This is a genomic window from Enterococcus sp. DA9 (assembly GCF_008000875.1).
GTDB lineage: Bacteria > Bacillota > Bacilli > Lactobacillales > Enterococcaceae > Enterococcus_B > Enterococcus_B lactis.
This window is the reverse complement of sequence record NZ_CP042839.1, coordinates 1,669,355-1,689,093: the sequence shown is the minus strand read 5'-3', so window position 1 is coordinate 1,689,093 and position 19,739 is coordinate 1,669,355. Positions and strand designations below refer to the sequence as shown.

Sequence of the window (19,739 nt, the reverse complement as noted above, 5' to 3'; positions counted from 1 at the left end):
CCTAGAGAATCTACTTCTGGAATGCCGATAACCAGCTGATTGAGCATCGATTATTCGTAAAAAAAGGTTGTGACACGTTTTTTGTCACAACCTTTTTTCATTATTATTTGATTTTCAATGTCAAAGCATTCAGCGCTACGACTACCGTACTTAACGACATCAAGACAGCACCAACTGCTGGACTTAATAGGATACCAATTGGTGCAAGTATTCCGGCCGCTAGTGGGATTGCGAGAATATTATACCCTGCTCCCCACCAGAGGTTCTGGATCATTTTCTTTCGCGTTTGCTTAGCTAAATCAAGGAAATGCAAAATATCTTTTGGATCGCTGTTTGTCAAGACGACATCCGCAGAATCGATTGCGATATCTGTTCCTGCACCTATTGCCATCCCAATAGAAGCACGGGCTAAACTTGGCGCATCATTAATCCCATCACCCACCATGATTACTTTTTTCCCTTGGTCAAGATATTTCTGGACAACAGCTTCTTTATCATCTGGTAATAAACCGCCGTAATATTCTTCGATTCCTAAATAATCTGCTACTGCTTGAGCAGCATTTTTATTGTCGCCAGTAAGCATGACTGGAGTGATTTTTCTTTCCTTCAATGTTCGGATAAACTCTTTTGCTTCTGTTTTTACTACATCACCTAAAGCAACGATTGCAGCTAGATGATTTTCTAAAATCAGGAAGCTGATGGTATTTCCTTGTTCTTGGTAAGGTTTCAATAATGCTTGTTCTACATTTAATCCGAGACGCTCAACTTCTTTTTCATTAACTATTTTCACTTGTTGGTTTTTGACTGTTGCCTCTAGCCCAACTCCTGAAAGATTTTTTAGATTTTCGGCTTGATAAGGCTTGATTTCATGTTCTTTCAAATAATTCATAATGCCAATAGCCAATGGATGATTGGCATTCGCTTCCAATGCTCCTAAATATTGAAGGATTTCATTTTTATTGAACGCATCATCAAGAACTTCGACACCCGTTACCGTAAATTTTCCTTCTGTCAGTGTCCCGGTTTTGTCCAGCATGATCACATCTAGATCATTGGCTTGCTCTAGTGCGTTACGGTTTTTCAAAAGCAATCCGTTTTTAGCGGCGATCGATGTGGAACGAGCAACAACTAATGGGATAGCTAAACCTAGAGCATGGGGACAGGCGATGATAAAGACAGTGACCATACGTTCCAATGCATTAGGAAGATCTGTCAAGAACAACCATGCGATAAATGCCAAGATACCGACAATTAAGGCAATATAAAACAGCCATTTTGCCACTTTATCTGATAATGACTCTAGCTTGGATTTTTCTCCTTGTGCTTTTCGCACCATTTCCATAACCTTCGCTAGATACCCATTTTCACCAGTTCCAGTTACTTCGATTTCGATCGTTCCATCCCCATTGATAGAACCGCCGATCACTTTATCATTGGCTCGCTTTTTGATTCCTTTTGATTCGCCAGTCACAGCTGATTCATCAACGATAGTTTCACCTTTCAAGATAACACCATCTGTTGGCATTTTGTCACCGGAACGGACGATCAAATGATCGCCTTCGGTTACTTCTTTTAGTGAGACTGTCTCTTCTTTTCCTTCTTTCGTCAAGCGTTTCACTGATTCTGGCAGTAATTCTGCTAGTTTTTGTAAAGCATTGCTGGCATTCGAAACAGCGTTCATTTCGATCCAGTGACCTAGCAACATAATGACGATCAATGTAGCTAATTCCCAGAAGAAATCCATGACGTGCGTATGAGGATTGATCAGATTCGCGATAAACGAATAGACACTATAAATATATGCAACTGTAATCCCCATCGCGATCAGCGTCATCATAGCAGGACTTTTTTGTTTCAATTCCATTTTTGCCCCGCTTAAAAATGGCTGTCCGCCATAGATAAACAGTATAGTTGCTAAGATCAGTACGAGCCAATCCGAACCAGGAAATGTTATCTGGAAGGGAAATTCCATTCCCATCATTGGTGAAAAAAGAATGATTGGGATAGCTAGGATAAGCGATAGCCAAAATTTTTGTTTGAAATTCCCCATGTGCATGGAATGATCCATACCGCCATGATCGTGATCCATGTGCATCGAATGGTCCATTTGTTTGCTGTCCGCTATATCTCCATGGTTATGTTCCATATGCATCGAATGGTCCATCTGGCTATGATCATGCTTCATCTGTTTTTCGTTTGAATGAGCACTTTCTTTGTTTCCTGCTTCTTTTTTATGCTCCTGTTTTTTCTCCATATCGTTCCCGTTCATTTTTACTCCATCCCTTCTCTTACTTTTTCATGTGCCGATTTAAGCTCAGGGAGTTCAACAATACACTGACGGAACTAAACGCCATCGCTCCTCCTGCAATGATTGGATTCAAAAAGCCTAATGCAGCAAAAGGAATGCCAATCGTATTATAGACAAAAGCCCAGAAAAGATTTTGTTTGATTTTTCTCAATGTCATTCTAGACAACTCGATTGTTTGAGCAATGGACGCCAAACTACTATTCATCAGCGTTACATCTGCTGTTTCCATCGCGATGTCCGTTCCACTTCCCATTGCCATACCAACATCAGCTAATGCGAGAGCTGGCGCATCATTGATTCCATCGCCTGCCATACCGACTTTTTTGCCATCTTTCTGCAGTTTTTCCACATAGGCTGCTTTATCCTCTGGAAGTACTTCGGCAAAGATGTGCATTGGATCAATCCCCACTTGTTTACCGATCGTTTCGGCTGCCAGTTTGTTGTCTCCTGTCAGCATAAAGACATCTAATCCTTTATCCTGTAACTGCTTGATTGCTTGTTTGGCTTCTTGTTTGATTTGATCTGCCACGGCAATCAGCCCGATCACTTGCTTTTCATCAGCTAAAAACATGACTGTTTTTCCCTGCTGTTCTAATTCTAACGCGTGTTCTTGGTATTCATCAAATGATAGGTTCAATTCAATTAATCGTTTACGTGTACCCGCAAAACAGCGTACTCCGTTAATCGTACCGCTGATTCCAGCACCTGGGTGAGCTGTAAAATCAATCATATCGTATGTTGCTGCTTCTTGCAGTTTTCCGTATTCCACGATTGCTTTACCTAGTGGATGTTCAGAAGCTTGTTCTAAAGTATAAAAAATAGATAGGACTTCTTTAGAACCGACTAGATCTGTAACTTTGGGCTTTCCTTCTGTAATCGTTCCAGTTTTATCCAAAACAATGCTGTCTAAGTGAGCAGCTGCTTCTAATGCTTCTCCGCCTTTAATTAAGATTCCGTTTCGTGCGCCAACACCCGTTCCTACCATGATAGCTGTTGGAGTCGCTAAACCTAATGCACATGGACACGCAATGACTAATACAGAGACGCTATGGATCAATGCAAGTTGCCAATCACCCGAGATCAAACCTGTCGCCACTAGTGTGATGAATGCAATGACTAAAACGATCGGAACAAAAATCCCTGAGATTCGATCCGCGATTTTTTGAATTGGTGCTTTGCTTCCTTGAGCGTCTTCCACCATTTGGATGATTTGAGCTAAAACTGTCTGCTTACCAACTTGTGTGACTGCCATGTGAAGCAGACCATTCGTATTGATTGTTCCGCCAAAGAGTGTGTCATCTGGATTCTTTTCTACAGGAAGACTTTCGCCAGTAAGCATACTTTCATCGATCGCACTACTTCCTGAAATGATTCGACCATCTGCTGGGATCTGCTCACCAGGACGGATGACTAGCTGATCGCCAACGACGACTTCTTCAATCGCTAACGTTTCTTCTTTACCGTTTCTTATTACTTGAGCTGTTTTTGTTTGAAGAGACATCAATTGTTTGATTGCATTACCTGTTTTCGTTTTTGCTGTATGTTCCAAATATTTGCCGAGCAAAATCAGCGTGATGATCATACTGCTGCTTTCAAAATAAAGATCTTGGGGATGTCCACGGAAAAATCCGTTGTAAATGCTCAATGCAAAAGCAGCTGATGTTCCGATTGCTACCAGTACATCCATATTTGGTGCTTTTGTCTTGATTGCGTGGTACGCCCCTTTATAAAAACGAGCACCAACATAAAATTGGACAGGTGTAGACAGAACTAACTGAACGATTGGCAGATGAAAAAAGTGAACAATTGCCGCATGGCTCCCCAACATCATGGCAATCATTGACAGCATCAATGGCAAAGTCAAAATCGTACTCAATACAAGATCGAATAGCATTTTTTTCAAATATACTTGCTTTTCTTCCGCAATTTTTTGTTTATGGGCTTCATCGTACAAAATCGCACCATAGCCGATGTTCTCTACGCTTTGGATTAATTTTTCAGAGGTCGTCCCTTCATATTTGACACTTGCTTTTTCAGTGGCCAAGTTGACTGTGGCATTGACAACACCAGGTTGTCCGTTCAGCTCTTTTTCAATCCTAGCAGAACAATTTGCACAAGTCATACCTGTAATGACGAATGTGTCCATTTTGGTTTCTGCTGCTGCCATCAAATCACCTCTGCTTTATATCCCAATCCATTGATTGCTTGACAGATCTTTTCGGATTGGACTTTTGTTTCATCAAACTTGACTGTACCGTTTGCTTTTTTCAAGTTCACTTTTACTTTCTGTACGCCGTCAAGTGCGCTTACCGCTTCTTCGACTCTTGCAACACAATGATTGCAGCTCATACCTTCGATTGAAAATTGTTGTTTCATTTTTTCTTCCTCCTATTGATGTTGTTTACATTCACATTGACCTGGGATACAGTTGCATTCGATTGTTTCGACTGGTTGCTTTTGTTCTAATTGTTTCAAGATTTCATTGATATCTTCTTGAGTCAAAGTAGCTTCTTCTACTAGATCCGCAATCGTCTCTCCAATCCTTTTTGCACAGATATGGGAAAAAAGATTTTCCGTCGCACTACGAACTGTTTCCATCTCTGAGACAGCTGGATGATAAATGAATTTTTTTCCTTCTTGTTCTGTCCAGATCACTTCTTTTTTTACCAAACGTCCCAACAAAGTTTTGATCGTTGCTGGTTTCCAATCCATCGAATCAGCTAAGATCTGCGTGATTTCTTGAGCAGTCGTCTGTCCAAGTGTCCAAATAACTCGCATGATCTCCCATTCTGAATCGCTGATTTTTACCGGCGTTTTGACTTTCTCCACTTATTTCACACCTTTCGTTTACAAATGTAATCAATAACTTATGAATACAGATTACACTTGTAAACAAAAACTGTCAATTATTTTTGCTCTCTATTTTCAATTTAGTTAAAAATTCTTGTTTTTCCCCTCTTGTTTTAAGGAGGATCAGTTTGTTTCGTGCATGGTTTTCTTGGATCAGCTGTTGTATTTTCGGTTCATTGTTTTCTTCAAAATGCCAGATAAAAGATAAAAATTCTACGTATTCCCTATTTAGTTTCTCTGTAAATGCTTCAGGCATATCTGGCCGTGATTTTTTGTTTATCTTTCTTTTTAGAGAACGCCAAACTACTCGGTAGATGGCGACATAACGCGGCACTTTAAGCCAAATGATTTTATCTGCTTCTTTGATTCTCTCTTCTAACGTAGAAGTATAATTTCCTTCAACGATCCATGACGGATTAGATACCATAAACGATTGCTGTTCTTGTAAAAACCACTGTTTTGCCTGAATACTGTAATCTGTCGTATGCCATAAAAGGTCTAGAGGCAGTAGCGGAAAGCCGGTGATTTCTTTGATCTTCCTTGCGAGGGTCGATTTTCCCGACCCACTTTGTCCAATCACGATGATCTTCATTTTCCTCCCTCACTTCTCTTTGGAATTTGGTTCGATCATACCACTTATAATGCCACAAAAAAACAAGGGACTGTGACAAAAGTCGTGTCAAAGTCCCTTGTTCCGAATAAACGGTGTTCTCCTGCCAACTCCTCGGTCACAAGTCACACTATTCAACAAACATGAGAAGCTGTTTTTTGAACTTGTTCCTTGTGACTCAGAGTGAAACGGCAAGTTCCCGACCTCTGGGTAAACGGTGTTCAATCAGCTGACCACTTCTGTTACAACCTCTTGTAACAAGTATTTCTATATTTAAGGCTGAACCACAGTTTCTGGCTCAGTGATTTCTTTATTTTTGTCTCGACGAGCGATAGCTGGCAAGATCATGCCTAATAAGATCAAGACGATTGGTGTGATGATATTCGTGAATAGCTGGAACCACCATGCTTTAGGATCAGCAGTATAATCTACTTTTGGTACCATTCCTAAGATACAGGCGAACGCAGTGAAGGCAAAGCACCAAGCACCGAAGATAAACCCGATTTTTGGATTTTTGACAAATTTATATTCAGAATTGAATTTCTTATAAGCTTTATTCAACATCATATACGCCAAGAATACCCATAGGTAACGCATTGGCATAACAACTGAGTTCAAGTTCGTCAACCATTTAACTAATTCATTCATATCTTTGATACCGAAGATTGGCAGCAAAATAATGATTCCTACTAGTATACCTGTCAAAAGATAGCCGTTTACTAATGTACCTTTATGACTACGTTTACGTAGCCAGTTTGGTACGAATTCTGGATCTGCATCTGCTAACAAGATTTTTAATGGTGCATCGATTGAAAAGGCTAATGCGGAGATTTGTCCGATCATATTTGTCAATGCGTAAATAATCATCAATGAGTTACCGATACCATAGTAATTACCTAAAATTTGAAAAGCACTGTATGCCCCATTTGCCATCAAATCTTTAGGGATATTATCGCTAGCAAACAGCATGCCCATTGCGACTGAACCTAATACAGCACAAATCCCTACCATTGCTGCTAAGAAAATCATCCCTTTAGGAAATTCTTTTGCAGGATTTCTTGTAGAGTTAACATAAGGGGATATTTTTTCCGCTCCTCCAACTGCAAACACTAACATAGAGACGGTTGTGAAATAACTGAAGTCAAAGGTTGGAATATATGTTTTCACTTGATTCATATGCGGTGTGGCAAATTCCATCGTTGGGTTGATGAACGGTGCCGTTACTGCTAAAAGAATAAATAAGATCGACATGACGAACATCGCTGTTCCGGCTAATCCGCCGATTACTTTCAACGTAGAAAGTCCTTTTGTTGATAAATATAAAAAGGCAAGAAATATAATAAGTGAAATAACTGCTACCATTTGGACTGACATCGTATTTACGATATTTCCATTTCCTTGGACCGCCCAACCCCCTGCAATCAGGATGGCTTGAGGTTTTTGTGCCAAATAAGGAATATGCACGACCCAGTAAGTCCAAGCAGCATAATATGCTAGCCGTTTATTGGATGTCGTATTTTCGACCCATGAACTGACGCCTCCTTTACTATCCTTGAAGGCTGAGCCTAATTGTCCAACGATCAATGCGTATGGAATGAAATAAATGGCTAGAATCAATAGCCAAGAGGTGACAACTGATACTCCTTGCTGGGCATAGTTATTAACTACATTCCCCATGCCCCAAACCATGTTAAATGCAATTAACGCAACAGTGAACCAGCGTAATTGTTTATTGTTCATTCGTTCTCTCCTTTATAATAAAAATTTGTTAACCAAATGTAATCATATTCAATTTTTAACAAACTTACAAGACAGCGTTATTTTATGTGTGTATTCTTTTATTTAATACACATCATGTTTTCATATTTTTTCCATCAAAAAAAGGAGTTGTTTTCTTTCATTTCATTGATTTTATTGTATTTAAAGCAATTTTGAATTTTCTGTAAAATTAAAAACATCAGTTATTTTATAATCTTAGCTATTTTCTTTGTATTCTTTTATTAAGAAAAAGGAATAAAAAAAGAGGACGTTCATTCGTCCTCTCTACTGGTCAATATTTATTTTTTACATGTAAGCTTCGCATAGCATTCAAAACAGCTAGGACAGTTACCCCGACATCTGCAAATACTGCATCTCCCATTGTTGCAAAACCAAAAGCACCTAAGGCAAGTACCAGCATTTTTATCCCAATAGCAAAAATAATGTTCTGCTTGACGATCTTCAATGTTTTCTTTGCTAACCGGATCGCATCTGCAATCTTCGATGGTTGATCGTTCATGATGACTACATCTGCTGCTTCAATTGCAGCATCGCTTCCTAACCCACCCATTGCGATCCCTACATCTGCTCTTGCTAGCACTGGTGCATCGTTGATTCCATCTCCGACAAAGGCGGTCTTTTTATTGCTTCTTTGTAAGATCTCCTCTAACCGCTGTACTTTATCTTCTGGAAGTAGTTCACTGTATATCTTGTCCACGCCAACTTGCTTCCCGATATGATCAGCGATTTTTTTCGAGTCACCTGTCAACATTACTGTGTGCTTGACACCAGCCTGTTTTAGTTGAACCAATGCGTCTACGGCATCTTCTTTCAAGGTATCCGCAATGACAAGATAACCACTATAACTTTGGTTGATTGCTATATAAAGCAGTGTACCGATTTCTTGACTTGAAGGAAAAGAAATCTCAAACCTTTCCATCAATTTGTGATTACCTACTAATATTTGTTTGCTGTCAACTTCAGCTAAGATTCCTTCACCTACAAATTCTTGGATATTTGTCGCCGGTAAAAGCGGACCTTCGTAGCCTTCTAAAACGGATTGCGCAATCGGATGTGTAGAAAACTGTTCTGCACTTGCAATATATTGCATAAATTTCTTTGGATCAATTCCTGTTGGATCGATCGTCTGGATCGAAAAGTCGCCTTTTGTTAATGTGCCAGTTTTATCGAAAACCACTGTCTCAGTTTGTGCAAGCAACTCCAAATAATTTGAACCTTTTATTAATACACCAATTTTACTTGCTCCGCCGATCCCACCAAAGAAACTAAGTGGTACGGAAATCACTAATGCACATGGACATGAGATCACTAAAAACGTCAACGCCCGATAGATCCATTCAGAAAACGCCGCTCCAGAAACTATTGGAGGTAAAACAGCCAATAAGACGGCCAACCCTACAACGACTGGTGTATAATATCGCGCGAATTTGGTAATGAAATTTTCAGCTGGTGCTTTTTTGCTGCTGGCATTTTCTACTAATTCTAATAATTTACTGATGGTAGAATTTTCATAGGATTTTTCTACTTGAACTAAAAATGGTTTATTTTTATTGATAAATCCACTTAATACTGTTTCGCCAACATATACAGATTTAGGAACGGATTCACCTGTAAGTGCGGATGTATCGACTAATGATTCGCCTTCGATGATCGTTCCATCTAACGGTACACGTTCACCAGGCTTAACAAGTACATACTGACCAATCTGCACATCTTCAGGATTCACGGTCATCAATCCTTCTTCTGTCTGTATGTGCGCTGTTTCTGGACGAATAGCCATCAATTCACGAATCGATTTTCTTGAATGATTGACTGCCAATCCTTGGAAATATTCGCCGATTTGATAAAATAGCATCACTGCTACGGCTTCTGGATATTCACCGATCAACATAGCGCCGATCGTAGCCACAGACATGAGGAAATTTTCATCAAAGATTTGTCCTTTGACGATATTCATCACCGCTTTTTTCACTACATCATATCCTATCAGCAGATAAATCAATAAATATCCTATCAAACGAATTGGTTCATTAAAATCAAATAATAGCAAAACAGCGATACCTGCAAGTGAAAATAAAATCCGGATCAGCGTGTTTCTCTCTTTTTCATTTCCATGTTCAGATACTTTTTCTTTATCTATTTCTGTTACCTTGACGTCTGGTTCTAATTCCCTCACTACTTTTTTTGTTTCCTGTTCAACCGTAGCTAATCGATCTTCCGCTACGTCAATCGTTAGTTTTCCAGAAGTGAAATTTACCGTTGCTTCCTTGACTCCATCGATTTGCTGGACTCCTTTTTCGATTTTCATCGCACAGTTCGCACAATCTAAACCTTCTAATCTGTAACTTTTCATTTTAATGGCCTCCTCGCCTTAACATATGAATATCTCTTCATAACTAATTATAAATGAATGTACATTCATATGTCAAGGTATCCGAAAGAAAAAATGAGTTTTCAAAATATAAAAAGAACCAGATAAAACACGTGATAGTTGTGTTTCATCCAGTCCTCTCGTTCATAAAACATGTTTAGGACACTCTTTTAGAACATCCTGACTTATATAATCTCTGCACCAAATGGCATTAACGCCAATCGAGCAAGTTTGAAAGATTGCTTTGCAAATGGTATCCCTATAATCGTGATACATAGAAGGATGCCGCTGACGACATGTCCAAGAGCAATTGGGAGACCTGAAACGATCAGCCAGATGATGTTAACAATCAATGACATGCCGGACTGGTGATAAATTACTTCTTTGCCAAAAGGCGCAAAAGAAAGGGAGGCGATTTTAAAACACTGCATACCGATGGGGATACCGATGATCGTGATACACCAAAGTACCCCTGCTGCTAACCAGCTAAGACCCCCAATTAGTCCGCCAAATATGAACCAGATGACATTTCCTAAACAACTCATTGTATTTCTCCTTTTATTACAGTTTTTAATTAGAACTGGACAAAAAACGATTTGATTTTTCTTTTTTTAGCTTCCAGCATCAAGTATTCCGCAAATCTTTTTTGGATTTCTTCCGTTTTTTCTTTTGTTACTAATGTGTGTTGGATTAGTTTTCCTGCTGGTCGCTGATCCACCCGTTCTTCTGATTGCTGTTCATCTGCTTGCGCAAAACCGATGATCCGGTTTTCTTTTGTTACAGCAACGATCAATAGTTTATTCCTATCATGTAGTTCAGCTGCCGTTTTTACTTTTACGAATGATTCTGGATGATCAGTAATCAGCTGATTGATTTGAGGGAGATCTTCTTTTACTGCCCTTCGTATTTCCATCATTTCTCCCTTTTCTTTCGTTCATTTTTATTTCCACTAAAAAAATCAACTGCGGAAATCGCATCTATCCAACTTTGTGCAATAATCTCGTGTCCGCCAATCGTTGGATGCACGCCATCTTCTTTTGTATATTTCGAAAAACCATAAGCGATTCCTAAAGCATTGAATATTCCATCTAAAGGAATCAGTAATGTGCCATATTCTTTTGCGAGTTTACGAACGGTTTGGATCTTAGGGTCTAAGTCTTTGCGCCACCCATAACGATCATTTGTCACAGGAAGTACAAAAGGCTCCATTAATACGATATTGCAGATTCCAGCTGCTTGTAGTTCATTTAGTAACTCTCGATAAACGGATTCAAATTGCTGCACAGATTTCTCAGTGCCGAATATAGCTTGATCTCCAGTATTATGCCACGTATCATTGATTCCAATCAAAATCGATACATAATCAGGTTGCAGAGCTAAACAATCTTCTTGCCAGCGCGCTTGCAGATCTGCAATTTTGTCTCCTCCTATCCCACGGTTTATACATTCAAATTCCATCGTTGGATATCGTGAGATTAGTTTCCCGGCAATCAAAAGCGGATACCCTTTACCTAAATCCGTTGCTTCTGAACGGTCTCTTCCTGCGTCTGTAATACTGTCACCAATAAATAACACGCGTGTTTTCATTTGTCAAAAACTCCTTTTTGAATAAAACGACGATTTTCTTCCTTATATTATCCCATAAGCTCTGCCAAGACGAAAGAGTAAATAGATGTATAAAAAAAGACACCCGCCTAGTTTCCTCAAACGATTGGATGAATACTCAACAAGTGCCTAGTTTTTTATGCTTTTTTCTTAACGTGCCGGATTTTTCTTGATTCCTTCGTTGTTTGATTCAGTGAAATCGATCAGACCTAAGTTTCCGTCAATCAGCCCACTGTCGCCCGTCAAACTCAAAATATGACGAGAAGCATCAAAACGTATATTCATATGCTCATCTAAGTCTGCCAACGAATATCCCTTTACTAATATCTCTCCTAGATTGCTTGGGATAGATTGGTCATAACTTTCTGTCGACATATCTGATCCGATGATTCCAAGGGTGAATTGAACTTGCATGTGGATCATTGCATGCTGAGAATACGGACCTATTCCATCTTCGAATGTTAATATTAGTTTGTTTTCAGGTGCTAGATGCTGCTTTATTTCAGCAGCAGAAGCATCATCAAATCGGATCTCCATTTGAATCGCCTTCTTTGTATATGTTGGATTGATTGCGATTTCATTATAGAATCTTGTGAATCAAATAGCAATTTCTTTTGCTTTCTTCTCTTGTCTGTTGGAAACTTCCTTTATCCCGTATTTAAAAAAAGAACTGCGAGAGCTCGCAGTTCTTTTTTAGAATAAACGGTGTTCAATCAGCTGACCCTCGATATTAGCTCAAAAAACGGTAAAATATGAGAAGCTATTTTTCCGTTTTGTTTCTCTAATACTCAGGTCAAGGCACTGATTTCACAACCTCTTCCTTAAACGGTGTTCAAAAGCCAGTTTCTCGGTATTAAGCCAAATTTATGTAAAAATGTGGAAAGCCATTTTTTACAAAATTTTTCTTAATACTCGAAACTAAACAGCTTTTTCATCACTTCTTATGGATAAATTCGGTTCAACAAACGTGGGAATGGAATAGCTTCACGCACATGGTCGATACCAGCAATCCAAGTGACTGTTCGTTCAAGACCTAGACCAAAACCAGAGTGCGGAACAGAACCGTATTTACGTAAATCAAGATACCATGAATATTCTTTTTCATCCAAACCGTGATCACGGATTTGTTCTAACAAGAAATCATAGTCCGTTGCCCGTTCGCTTCCGCCAATGATTTCACCGTAGCCTTCTGGTGCGATCATATCTGCACAGATCACCACGTCTTCTCTTGTTGGATGTGGTTTCATGTAGAATGGCTTGATGGCTTTTGGATAGTTTAGGATAAAGACAGGTTGTTCGAATGAATTCGCAATGAACGTTTCATGAGGTGAACCAAAATCTTCGCCCCATTCGATGTCATCAAATCCATTTTTCTTCAGTAATTCGATTGCATCATCGTAAGTAATACGAGGGAATGGCAATTTTGTATAAGTTTTTAAGACTTCTTTGTCTCGTCCTAGTACATCCAATGCGTATTCGCAATGATCTAAAACATTTTGTACTAAGAAGGCTACATATTGCTCCTGTACTTCTAAACTTTCTTCTTGGTGAGTGAAGGCCATTTCTGGTTCGATCATCCAGAATTCAATCAAGTGACGGCGTGTCTTTGATTTTTCAGCACGGAAAGTCGGACCGAATGAAAAGACTTTTCCGAAAGCCATAGCAGCAGCTTCCATATATAATTGGCCACTTTGAGATAAATAGGCTTTTTGATCAAAGTAGTTTGTTTCGAATAGATCCGTTGTGCCTTCTGGTGCTGAACCAGTCAAGATTGGCGGATCGATTTTGACAAAATGATGTTGATTAAAGAATTCATACGTTGCACGAATGATTTCATTTCTGATTTGCATGATCGCATGTTGTCTTGAAGAACGTAGCCATAAATGACGATGATCCATCAAGAAATCTGTTCCGTGTTCTTTTGGTGTGATTGGATAATCGTGGCTCTCGCTTACTACTTCCACATTTGTAATCCCGATTTCATAACCGAATTTTGAACGGCTGTCTTCACGAATTTCTCCAGTTACTAACACAGATGTTTCTTGGTGCAGATTTTTAGCTGTTTGGAAAACTTCTTCTGGCACTTCGCTTTTTACAACCACCCCTTGGAAAAAGGCTGTTCCATCTCTTAATTGTAAAAATGCGATTTTTCCGCTTGATCGTTTATTTGCGACCCAAGCGCCGATTGTTACTGTTTCTCCCACATGGTTTTTCGAATCGATGATTTGAATTTGTTCCACGTATGACTCTCCTTTTATATTCCTTGAATTTCTTCAGGATTAATTTTGACTTTTACTCTCAATAAATTGCTTGATTCTGCGTACCGCTTCTTCTAACGTAGCCCGATCAGTCGCATAACTCATGCGGACATTCTCTGGTGCCCCAAATCCTTCGCCAGTCACAAGTGCTACCCCTGTTTCTTCTAAAAGATCTTCTACCCATTGTGTGACATTTTCATACTTACACATGCGTAGCGTTTCTTTTACATTAGGAAAAAGATAAAAAGCTCCTTGCGGCTTTTCAAGAGAAACACCTGGTAGTTCTGCCACAAGCGGATATAACGTATTCAGGCGTTCTTCAAAGGCGTTCCGCATTTCTTCTACTGTATCTTGCTCACCTTTCAATGCTTCAACAGCTGCATATTGACTGACTGCGGTCGGATTGCTAGTTGATTGGGAAGCAACAGCGATCATCCCATTGATAATTTCAGGATTCCCAACCGCATAACCGATGCGCCAGCCTGTCATCGCATAGGTCTTAGACACGCCATTTATGATGATGGTCTGATTTTTGATTGCTTCTGAAATCGTTGCAATTGGAGTAAACTCATTGCCATTATAAACTAAACGACCATAAATATCATCAGCAACTATCAAAATATCATTTTTTACTGCCCATTCACCAATTGCCTGCAGTTCATTCTTGCTATAAATCATTCCAGTCGGATTCGATGGCGAATTGATGATCACGGCTTTTGTTTTTCCTGAACGTGCTTGTTCTAACTGTTCAACAGTGACTTTCCAGTTATTAGATTCTTTCCCTTTCACAAAGACAGGCAGGCCTTCTGCCAGTTTCACTTGCTCGCCGTAACTGACCCAATAAGGCACAGGAATGATGACTTCATCTTGCGGGTCCAGAATTGTTTGAAAAAGTGTATACAAAGCAAATTTCGCGCCATCTGTTACGACCGTTTGTGAAGATTCATAGACAAGTCCATCGTTTTTCTTCAGATAATCAACGATCGCCTGTCGAAGTTCTGGGATTCCTGCTGTTGGTGTATAATAGCTAGCTTTTCCGTTACGGATTGCTTCGATTGCTGCTTCTTGGATGTTTTCTGGTGTCGCAAAATCCGGTTCTCCCACAGTCAAACTCAGCACATCTCTTCCTTTTGCTTTTAACGCCTTGGCTTTTGCCGCAGCTGCCAAAGTAACAGATGGTTCTAATCGTTTCGTTCTTTTTGATAACTCCATCCCATTCATTCCTTTACCTATTAAATTCCCTTGATTGTCTTGACTTCATCTCCTGATTCAAAACCAATCAGGTAATAATTCAATTTTCCATTTGTTTCTTTTCCTACTACTTCCCATACAGGCTGATCATCGTACATTCCTAATGCTGCTTTTTCGATTTGGATTTCAGGATGAGCTGTAGCAATTGTTTGTTTCGCTTCGTTTTCAGTCAACCCCTTCGTTTGATCCAATACTTTTACTTTTTCACCAGATTTAGGAATGATAACGGCGATTTCTTTTCCTTTATCATTCGTACCCGTCAATGAAAAGTACGTTTTCTTTCGAGTAAACCAGTAAAAATGATCAGCTTCCTCGAGATTTGCATATTTCTTTGCGATTTCTACTGCTTCTTTTTTCGCCTGGACCGCCGGACGACTAGAACGCAAGTAAAAAATCGAGCTGATCACGATGACCGCTAATAAAAACACGATCAAGCCAAGCAACACGCGATTAATCGTTTTTTCCTTTGTCTGTTTTTTCTTCAAGGGTCGTCGCTCCTTTATCTTCGTTCCTTTTCATTATAGCAGATTTTAATGATGAAAAAAGACGGCACCTTTAACTTCCTTCTTCATTTTTCTTTAAGAATTCATGGAGATCCTGATAGATTTCATCCATAGCTAGCTCTTTTATCGGTACTTTTTTCGGTAATGCATGGATGATTCGTGCACCATATTTTGCAGTGACTAATCTCCGATCCAAAATAAGTAATACGCCACGATCTGTCTCCGTCCTTATCAAACGACCTAATGCTTGGCGTAACTTCAAAGCTGCTTTAGGCACGGATTCCTGATAAAAAGGATTGATCCCCTCTGATTCCAGATAAGCATTCCTAGCTTTGACCATGGGACGTAACGGGTTGTCGAAGGGTAAACGTGTGACTACAACAATCTGTAAAGCATCTCCAGGTAAATCTACACCTTCCCAAAAGCTGTCAGCACCAAATAAGACGCTTTTTTCTGACAAAATGAAGCGTTTCAAAAGTTTTTCCCGACTTCCGCCAAATCCTTGAGCAAGAATTTCACGTCCTTTTTCTAGCATAGACAAATGCATTTTCTGATATACCTTTTGCAAAACATCATGAGAAGTGAATAAAACAAGGATCGGCCGATCTTCTTGTTCAATCAATCCTGTGAGTGCTGCTTCTAAATAATCGATATATGCTTGATTGCTGACTTGATGGACTGCAGGTGCTTCTTTCGGCACATAGATTCTTGCCTGTTTCTCGTAATCATAAGGAGAAGCAATCACTTTAAGAGGTGCTGCTTCAATGCCAAGTCGTTTAGAGAGATACTGTCGATTAGGTCCGATCTTCAGTGTTCCTCCAATATAAAGTATATGGTCATATCGAGGATACCACACAGTTGACGGCAACATAGCTGCTTGAAAATCATGGAGATGAAAAATCATCTGCTGTGCTGTATTCCCGGGAACGAACCAATGGATCAAATGATCTCGCCAGTCTTCTAGCCATTGGTCCATCAGCAAGTATTGCTTGTCTAATTGATCAAATAAGCTATATAAACTTGCTAAATCGATCCGCATCTGGTTGGTCCAACTTTCTTGGATAATCTCAAAAGTCAAGCGCATCTGTGATTGTAGTTGTTGGATCTCTTGATAAAAAAGTTGCAGATGATCCATTGCTGTTCCAGATTCCAGTGGCAGCTGATCCAACATTTCTTTTGTCATCATGACTTCTTCTGGATATTGTCCGTTAGGCTGCTTGCTGCTTACTAAGTTCATTAATCCCTCTGCCACGCAAATCTGCGCTTCGCATAGTGCAGAGAGTTCTTCTCGATAAATCGATAACCAGCGTAAGGCTTCATGTTCCTTCGGCAAATAACTTTGTATGCGGTCAAATAACTGATTCGGCTCTTCCAGTTGCTGGATTTGTTTATGGAAATAGTTAATACTTAATCGTTTGTCATTTACTTTTTCAGCGATTTCCGGCAAATGATGTACTTCATCGATCAACAAAAATGGACTAGCTGGAAGCAATGGTTCTTTTCGCTGTGTTTCTTGTACTAAAAACGCATGATTGACAATCAAAAAATTACTTTGCCTGATTTTCTTTTGCAAGAAACGAACAAAGTCTTGTTTGTAAAACGACTGATTCCTTGCTAAAAACCCGGTGCCTCTGTGCGCGACATCTGCAAAGAATGCATGGTTCAGATTAGTTAAATGTAATTCATCCAAATCACCGGTCTTCGTTTGTGTTAGCCATACTAAGACAGCCATTTGGTACAAAGCATATTGTTTTTGTCCCGGCGGTTCCACAAGTGTACCTTTAAAACGCTGTAAATCAATATAGTGGCGATAGCTTTTGATAATCACAGGTTGTATCGGCTGTTCTAGTAATTGATTCAGTAATGGAATGTCTTTTTCCATGATCTGCTGCTGCAAAACTAGCGAAACGGTACTGATGACAGCGGGTTTTTCAGGTGTAGCCAAATAACTCAATGGCAGCAGATAACCGATTGTTTTACCCATTCCTGTAGCTGCTTCGATCATCAAATCTTTTGATTCATCTTTTGTGAAATGGTCGTAGACCGCATTCATCAGTCTGTTCTGTTCTTTTCGATACATCAGTGTTTTACCAAACATTTTTTCTTTTGCTTGTTTTTTTCTTGGATATGTCCGCTTGCCATAATGGACGGATGTGAATAGTTCCACTTCTTTTTTCTGCAAAGCTAGCCCATCGACGATTTCTAATGAGGGATCAAGCGGCTCTGGTTTTTCTTTCATTTCTTCAATCACATGATAAATGAAACGACTCGTATCCATACCTGTGTGTCTACTTAATCGCGCAATCTGCTCTAACGTGATGATTGGCAATTTTCTCATCCGTTCTTCGATCAGCAAAAGAAGTTGACCTGTCACTTCGGCATCACTATCTGCCTGATGAGGATTCTCATGAATAAATCCAAGGCTTTCTGACAAATCAGCTAAGCGAAAGCTTGGTTCCGTCGGCAAGAAAATTTGTGCAAGTTCTACTGTATCGATGCCTGGTATCTTCAAACTAGGAAGTCCGCATCGCATGAGTTCATGGTTCAAAAAATTATAATCAAAATAAATATTATGCGCGACAAATATGGTGTCTGCCAAAAGATTGTAAATCGTTTGGGCGACATCTTCGAAATAAGGCGCTTTTTGGACGCGTTGATTCGTGATCCCTGTTAAATGCTGGATTTGTTTTGAAATCTTCCGCCCTGGATGAATATCGATCGAAAAACGTGAAGTGATCCGACCTGATTCAATCATGACGCAGCCAAATTGGATGATCCGATCTTCTTTTGGATTCGTCCCAGTCGTTTCGATATCAACGACTGCATAAGTTCTTGGTTTCAAAATATCTTCCTCTTCTCCTGCCTCTAATGTTCTTTTGAAATTATACTACAAAGTGCAGAAAAATACTCTCATCGCTTTTTAAAGAAAATAGACAAAAACGCCCAGACACGCAAATGTCTGGGCGTTTATTTTTTAGTATAGGTTAATTAAGCTTTAGTAACGTTTGTTGCTTGAGGTCCGCGTTGGCCTTCTTCAACATCGAAAGTTACTGCTTGGCCTTCTTCTAAAGTTTTGAATCCGTCGCCTTGGATAGCTGAGAAATGAACGAATACATCGTTTCCGTTTTCTGCAGTGATGAATCCAAATCCTTTTTCTGAGTTAAACCATTTTACTGTACCTGTTTCCATAATAAAAATCCTCCTTGTGTATCAACACATATTTTGCAATTACTTGAATGGTGTATATCTGGAAGATGTTTATTTGAAACAAGCTACCACAGATTACCGAACAAAAACTACTCCTATAGTATATCATACCGTTTACAAAAAAGCTAGAGTTTTTCGACTTTTTTTATTAAAAAATGTTTTCTCAGCGATTACATAAAGTGAAAAACCGAACTTTTTTTAAAATAAACGACATATTGTTCAGTTGGTGTTTTTTTGCTCTGATGTTCTTCTTTAAACTAAAAAAATTATTCTTTCTGACTACTTATCGGTTCTGTTTCAACGGTCGAGGCTGGGGAAGATTCTTTAGTAGGTCTGATGTTCTCATGGTATTTCTGATAGCCTATAACAGTGACCAGAAGAACAAGGCAAACCAATACGATCAACGAGATTAGTTTTTCTTTTTTGCTCATATCTATACCTCATAAATAACAGGATGATGTCCATCATATTTCTGAGTATGAGTAAAAGCAAAAGCTGCAGCTGTAGAATGTAAGAAATGCCAGCAACTTTCATAATCACAGGTCGGACAGTACCAAAAGTAACCAAATCTTGGCTGCAAAGACCGTTCTTCTGTTTCAGGAATCGCAGAATCAAGATCTGTTGTCTGTACATAAACATTTTTGTACAGACGTGTGCCTGTAATAGGAGACCGCTGTGTTTCTTCAGCAAAAACTGGCTGACTTGTTAAACTTAGGGATAGAAACAGCAAACACCATAACAGTCTTTTTTTCATAAAGACCTCCTTATCGATAAGTTTTTCCCAATTAAAATCATATCTCAAGAACGCCCGTTATTCACATTTTGTTCATAAATGATGTTTTTTGTATCATAATCGTCAAAAAGAGGTCGTGACCACGTCACAACCTCTTTTTTAAACGGTGTTCCAGAAGTAGCTTCTTCGGAAATAAGCCGAAATTTCACAAAAATTTGAGAAATAATTTTTGTCAATCTCTTCTTATTTCTTGAAGCTGACCAC

18 protein-coding genes are annotated in these 19,739 nt (G+C 39.3%); all 18 read right to left on the bottom strand.

The annotated features are described in order from the left end of the window. Nucleotides 1-103: 103 nt before the first annotated feature. Nucleotides 104-2,269, bottom strand: coding sequence for a copper/silver-translocating P-type ATPase CopB (gene copB / locus FTX43_RS09030; RefSeq protein ID WP_002316394.1), 2,166 nt, complete (start codon nt 2,267-2,269; stop codon nt 104-106). Between the two features lie 19 nt (nt 2,270-2,288). Next, nucleotides 2,289-4,475, bottom strand: coding sequence for a cation-translocating P-type ATPase (locus FTX43_RS09025; protein WP_147607010.1), 2,187 nt, complete (start codon nt 4,473-4,475; stop codon nt 2,289-2,291). Then, a complete protein-coding gene (copZ, locus tag FTX43_RS09020) occupies nt 4,475-4,684 on the bottom strand; it encodes a copper chaperone CopZ (RefSeq protein ID WP_002291786.1) in 210 nt (69 codons plus the stop codon). The genes FTX43_RS09025 and copZ overlap by 1 nt, the downstream gene beginning before the upstream one ends. Before the next feature lie 12 nt (nt 4,685-4,696). Continuing rightward, nucleotides 4,697-5,137 carry a CopY/TcrY family copper transport repressor gene (locus tag FTX43_RS09015; protein ID WP_002291784.1) on the bottom strand — a complete coding sequence of 147 codons (441 nt, stop codon included), beginning with the start codon at nt 5,135-5,137 and terminating at the stop codon, nt 4,697-4,699. A gap of 73 nt (nt 5,138-5,210) precedes the next feature. Continuing rightward, nucleotides 5,211-5,750, bottom strand: coding sequence for a topology modulation protein (locus tag FTX43_RS09010; protein ID WP_002308700.1), 540 nt, complete (start codon nt 5,748-5,750; stop codon nt 5,211-5,213). A 291-nt stretch (nt 5,751-6,041) separates the two neighbouring features. After that, nucleotides 6,042-7,508, bottom strand: coding sequence for an APC family permease (locus FTX43_RS09005; RefSeq protein ID WP_002291780.1), 1,467 nt, complete (start codon nt 7,506-7,508; stop codon nt 6,042-6,044). Nucleotides 7,509-7,818: 310 nt separating this feature from the next. Beyond that, complete coding sequence (locus FTX43_RS09000) at nt 7,819-9,900, bottom strand: heavy metal translocating P-type ATPase (RefSeq protein WP_002313546.1); 2,082 nt, start codon at nt 9,898-9,900, stop codon at nt 7,819-7,821. A gap of 203 nt (nt 9,901-10,103) precedes the next feature. Further along, nucleotides 10,104-10,463 (bottom strand): YccF domain-containing protein, encoded by a 360-nt coding sequence (locus tag FTX43_RS08995; protein ID WP_002291778.1) that lies wholly within the window; start codon nt 10,461-10,463, stop codon nt 10,104-10,106. A gap of 29 nt (nt 10,464-10,492) precedes the next feature. After that, nucleotides 10,493-10,834 (bottom strand): hypothetical protein, encoded by a 342-nt coding sequence (locus FTX43_RS08990; RefSeq protein ID WP_002316395.1) that lies wholly within the window; start codon nt 10,832-10,834, stop codon nt 10,493-10,495. Next, nucleotides 10,831-11,505 carry an SGNH/GDSL hydrolase family protein gene (locus tag FTX43_RS08985; protein ID WP_002320309.1) on the bottom strand — a complete coding sequence of 225 codons (675 nt, stop codon included), beginning with the start codon at nt 11,503-11,505 and terminating at the stop codon, nt 10,831-10,833. Before FTX43_RS08985 ends, FTX43_RS08990 begins: the two co-directional genes overlap by 4 nt. A gap of 168 nt (nt 11,506-11,673) precedes the next feature. After that, on the bottom strand, nt 11,674-12,060 hold the full coding sequence (locus FTX43_RS08980) for an iron-sulfur cluster biosynthesis family protein (RefSeq protein ID WP_002308691.1): 387 nt from the start codon (nt 12,058-12,060) through the stop codon (nt 11,674-11,676). 404 nt (nt 12,061-12,464) lie between these two features. Continuing rightward, nucleotides 12,465-13,763: an asparagine--tRNA ligase gene (asnS, locus tag FTX43_RS08970; protein WP_002308688.1), complete on the bottom strand. Its 1,299-nt coding sequence runs from the start codon at nt 13,761-13,763 to the stop codon at nt 12,465-12,467. A gap of 39 nt (nt 13,764-13,802) precedes the next feature. Beyond that, nucleotides 13,803-14,993: a pyridoxal phosphate-dependent aminotransferase gene (locus FTX43_RS08965; RefSeq protein WP_002291769.1), complete on the bottom strand. Its 1,191-nt coding sequence runs from the start codon at nt 14,991-14,993 to the stop codon at nt 13,803-13,805. A gap of 20 nt (nt 14,994-15,013) precedes the next feature. Further along, complete coding sequence (locus tag FTX43_RS08960; RefSeq protein ID WP_002308686.1) at nt 15,014-15,517, bottom strand: DUF5590 domain-containing protein; 504 nt, start codon at nt 15,515-15,517, stop codon at nt 15,014-15,016. Nucleotides 15,518-15,587: 70 nt separating this feature from the next. Next, a complete protein-coding gene (locus FTX43_RS08955) occupies nt 15,588-18,377 on the bottom strand; it encodes a helicase C-terminal domain-containing protein (RefSeq protein WP_147607008.1) in 2,790 nt (929 codons plus the stop codon). A gap of 146 nt (nt 18,378-18,523) precedes the next feature. After that, nucleotides 18,524-18,724, bottom strand: a complete 201-nt coding sequence (locus FTX43_RS08950; RefSeq protein WP_002288762.1) for a cold-shock protein — start codon at nt 18,722-18,724, stop codon at nt 18,524-18,526. A 284-nt stretch (nt 18,725-19,008) separates the two neighbouring features. Next, a complete protein-coding gene (locus tag FTX43_RS14925) occupies nt 19,009-19,173 on the bottom strand; it encodes a hypothetical protein (RefSeq protein ID WP_002299526.1) in 165 nt (54 codons plus the stop codon). Nucleotides 19,174-19,175: 2 nt separating this feature from the next. Next, entirely contained in the window at nt 19,176-19,496 is a 321-nt protein-coding gene (locus FTX43_RS08945; protein ID WP_002323868.1) for a hypothetical protein, read from the bottom strand. Nucleotides 19,497-19,739: the final 243 nt, after the last annotated feature.

Coding starts and splice junctions, on each gene's coding strand:
- copB (WP_002316394.1), bottom strand. CDS start 2,269: ATGAACGGGAACGATATGGAGAAAAAACAGGAGCATAAAAAAGAAGCA.
- FTX43_RS09025 (WP_147607010.1), bottom strand. CDS start 4,475: ATGGCAGCAGCAGAAACCAAAATGGACACATTCGTCATTACAGGTATG.
- copZ (WP_002291786.1), bottom strand. CDS start 4,684: ATGAAACAACAATTTTCAATCGAAGGTATGAGCTGCAATCATTGTGTT.
- FTX43_RS09010 (WP_002308700.1), bottom strand. CDS start 5,750: ATGAAGATCATCGTGATTGGACAAAGTGGGTCGGGAAAATCGACCCTC.
- FTX43_RS09005 (WP_002291780.1), bottom strand. CDS start 7,508: ATGAACAATAAACAATTACGCTGGTTCACTGTTGCGTTAATTGCATTT.
- FTX43_RS09000 (WP_002313546.1), bottom strand. CDS start 9,900: ATGAAAAGTTACAGATTAGAAGGTTTAGATTGTGCGAACTGTGCGATG.
- FTX43_RS08995 (WP_002291778.1), bottom strand. CDS start 10,463: ATGAGTTGTTTAGGAAATGTCATCTGGTTCATATTTGGCGGACTAATT.
- FTX43_RS08990 (WP_002316395.1), bottom strand. CDS start 10,834: ATGATGGAAATACGAAGGGCAGTAAAAGAAGATCTCCCTCAAATCAAT.
- FTX43_RS08985 (WP_002320309.1), bottom strand. CDS start 11,505: ATGAAAACACGCGTGTTATTTATTGGTGACAGTATTACAGACGCAGGA.
- FTX43_RS08980 (WP_002308691.1), bottom strand. CDS start 12,060: ATGGAGATCCGATTTGATGATGCTTCTGCTGCTGAAATAAAGCAGCAT.
- FTX43_RS08965 (WP_002291769.1), bottom strand. CDS start 14,993: ATGGAGTTATCAAAAAGAACGAAACGATTAGAACCATCTGTTACTTTG.
- FTX43_RS08950 (WP_002288762.1), bottom strand. CDS start 18,724: ATGGAAACAGGTACAGTAAAATGGTTTAACTCAGAAAAAGGATTTGGA.
- FTX43_RS14925 (WP_002299526.1), bottom strand. CDS start 19,173: ATGAGCAAAAAAGAAAAACTAATCTCGTTGATCGTATTGGTTTGCCTT.
- FTX43_RS08945 (WP_002323868.1), bottom strand. CDS start 19,496: ATGAAAAAAAGACTGTTATGGTGTTTGCTGTTTCTATCCCTAAGTTTA.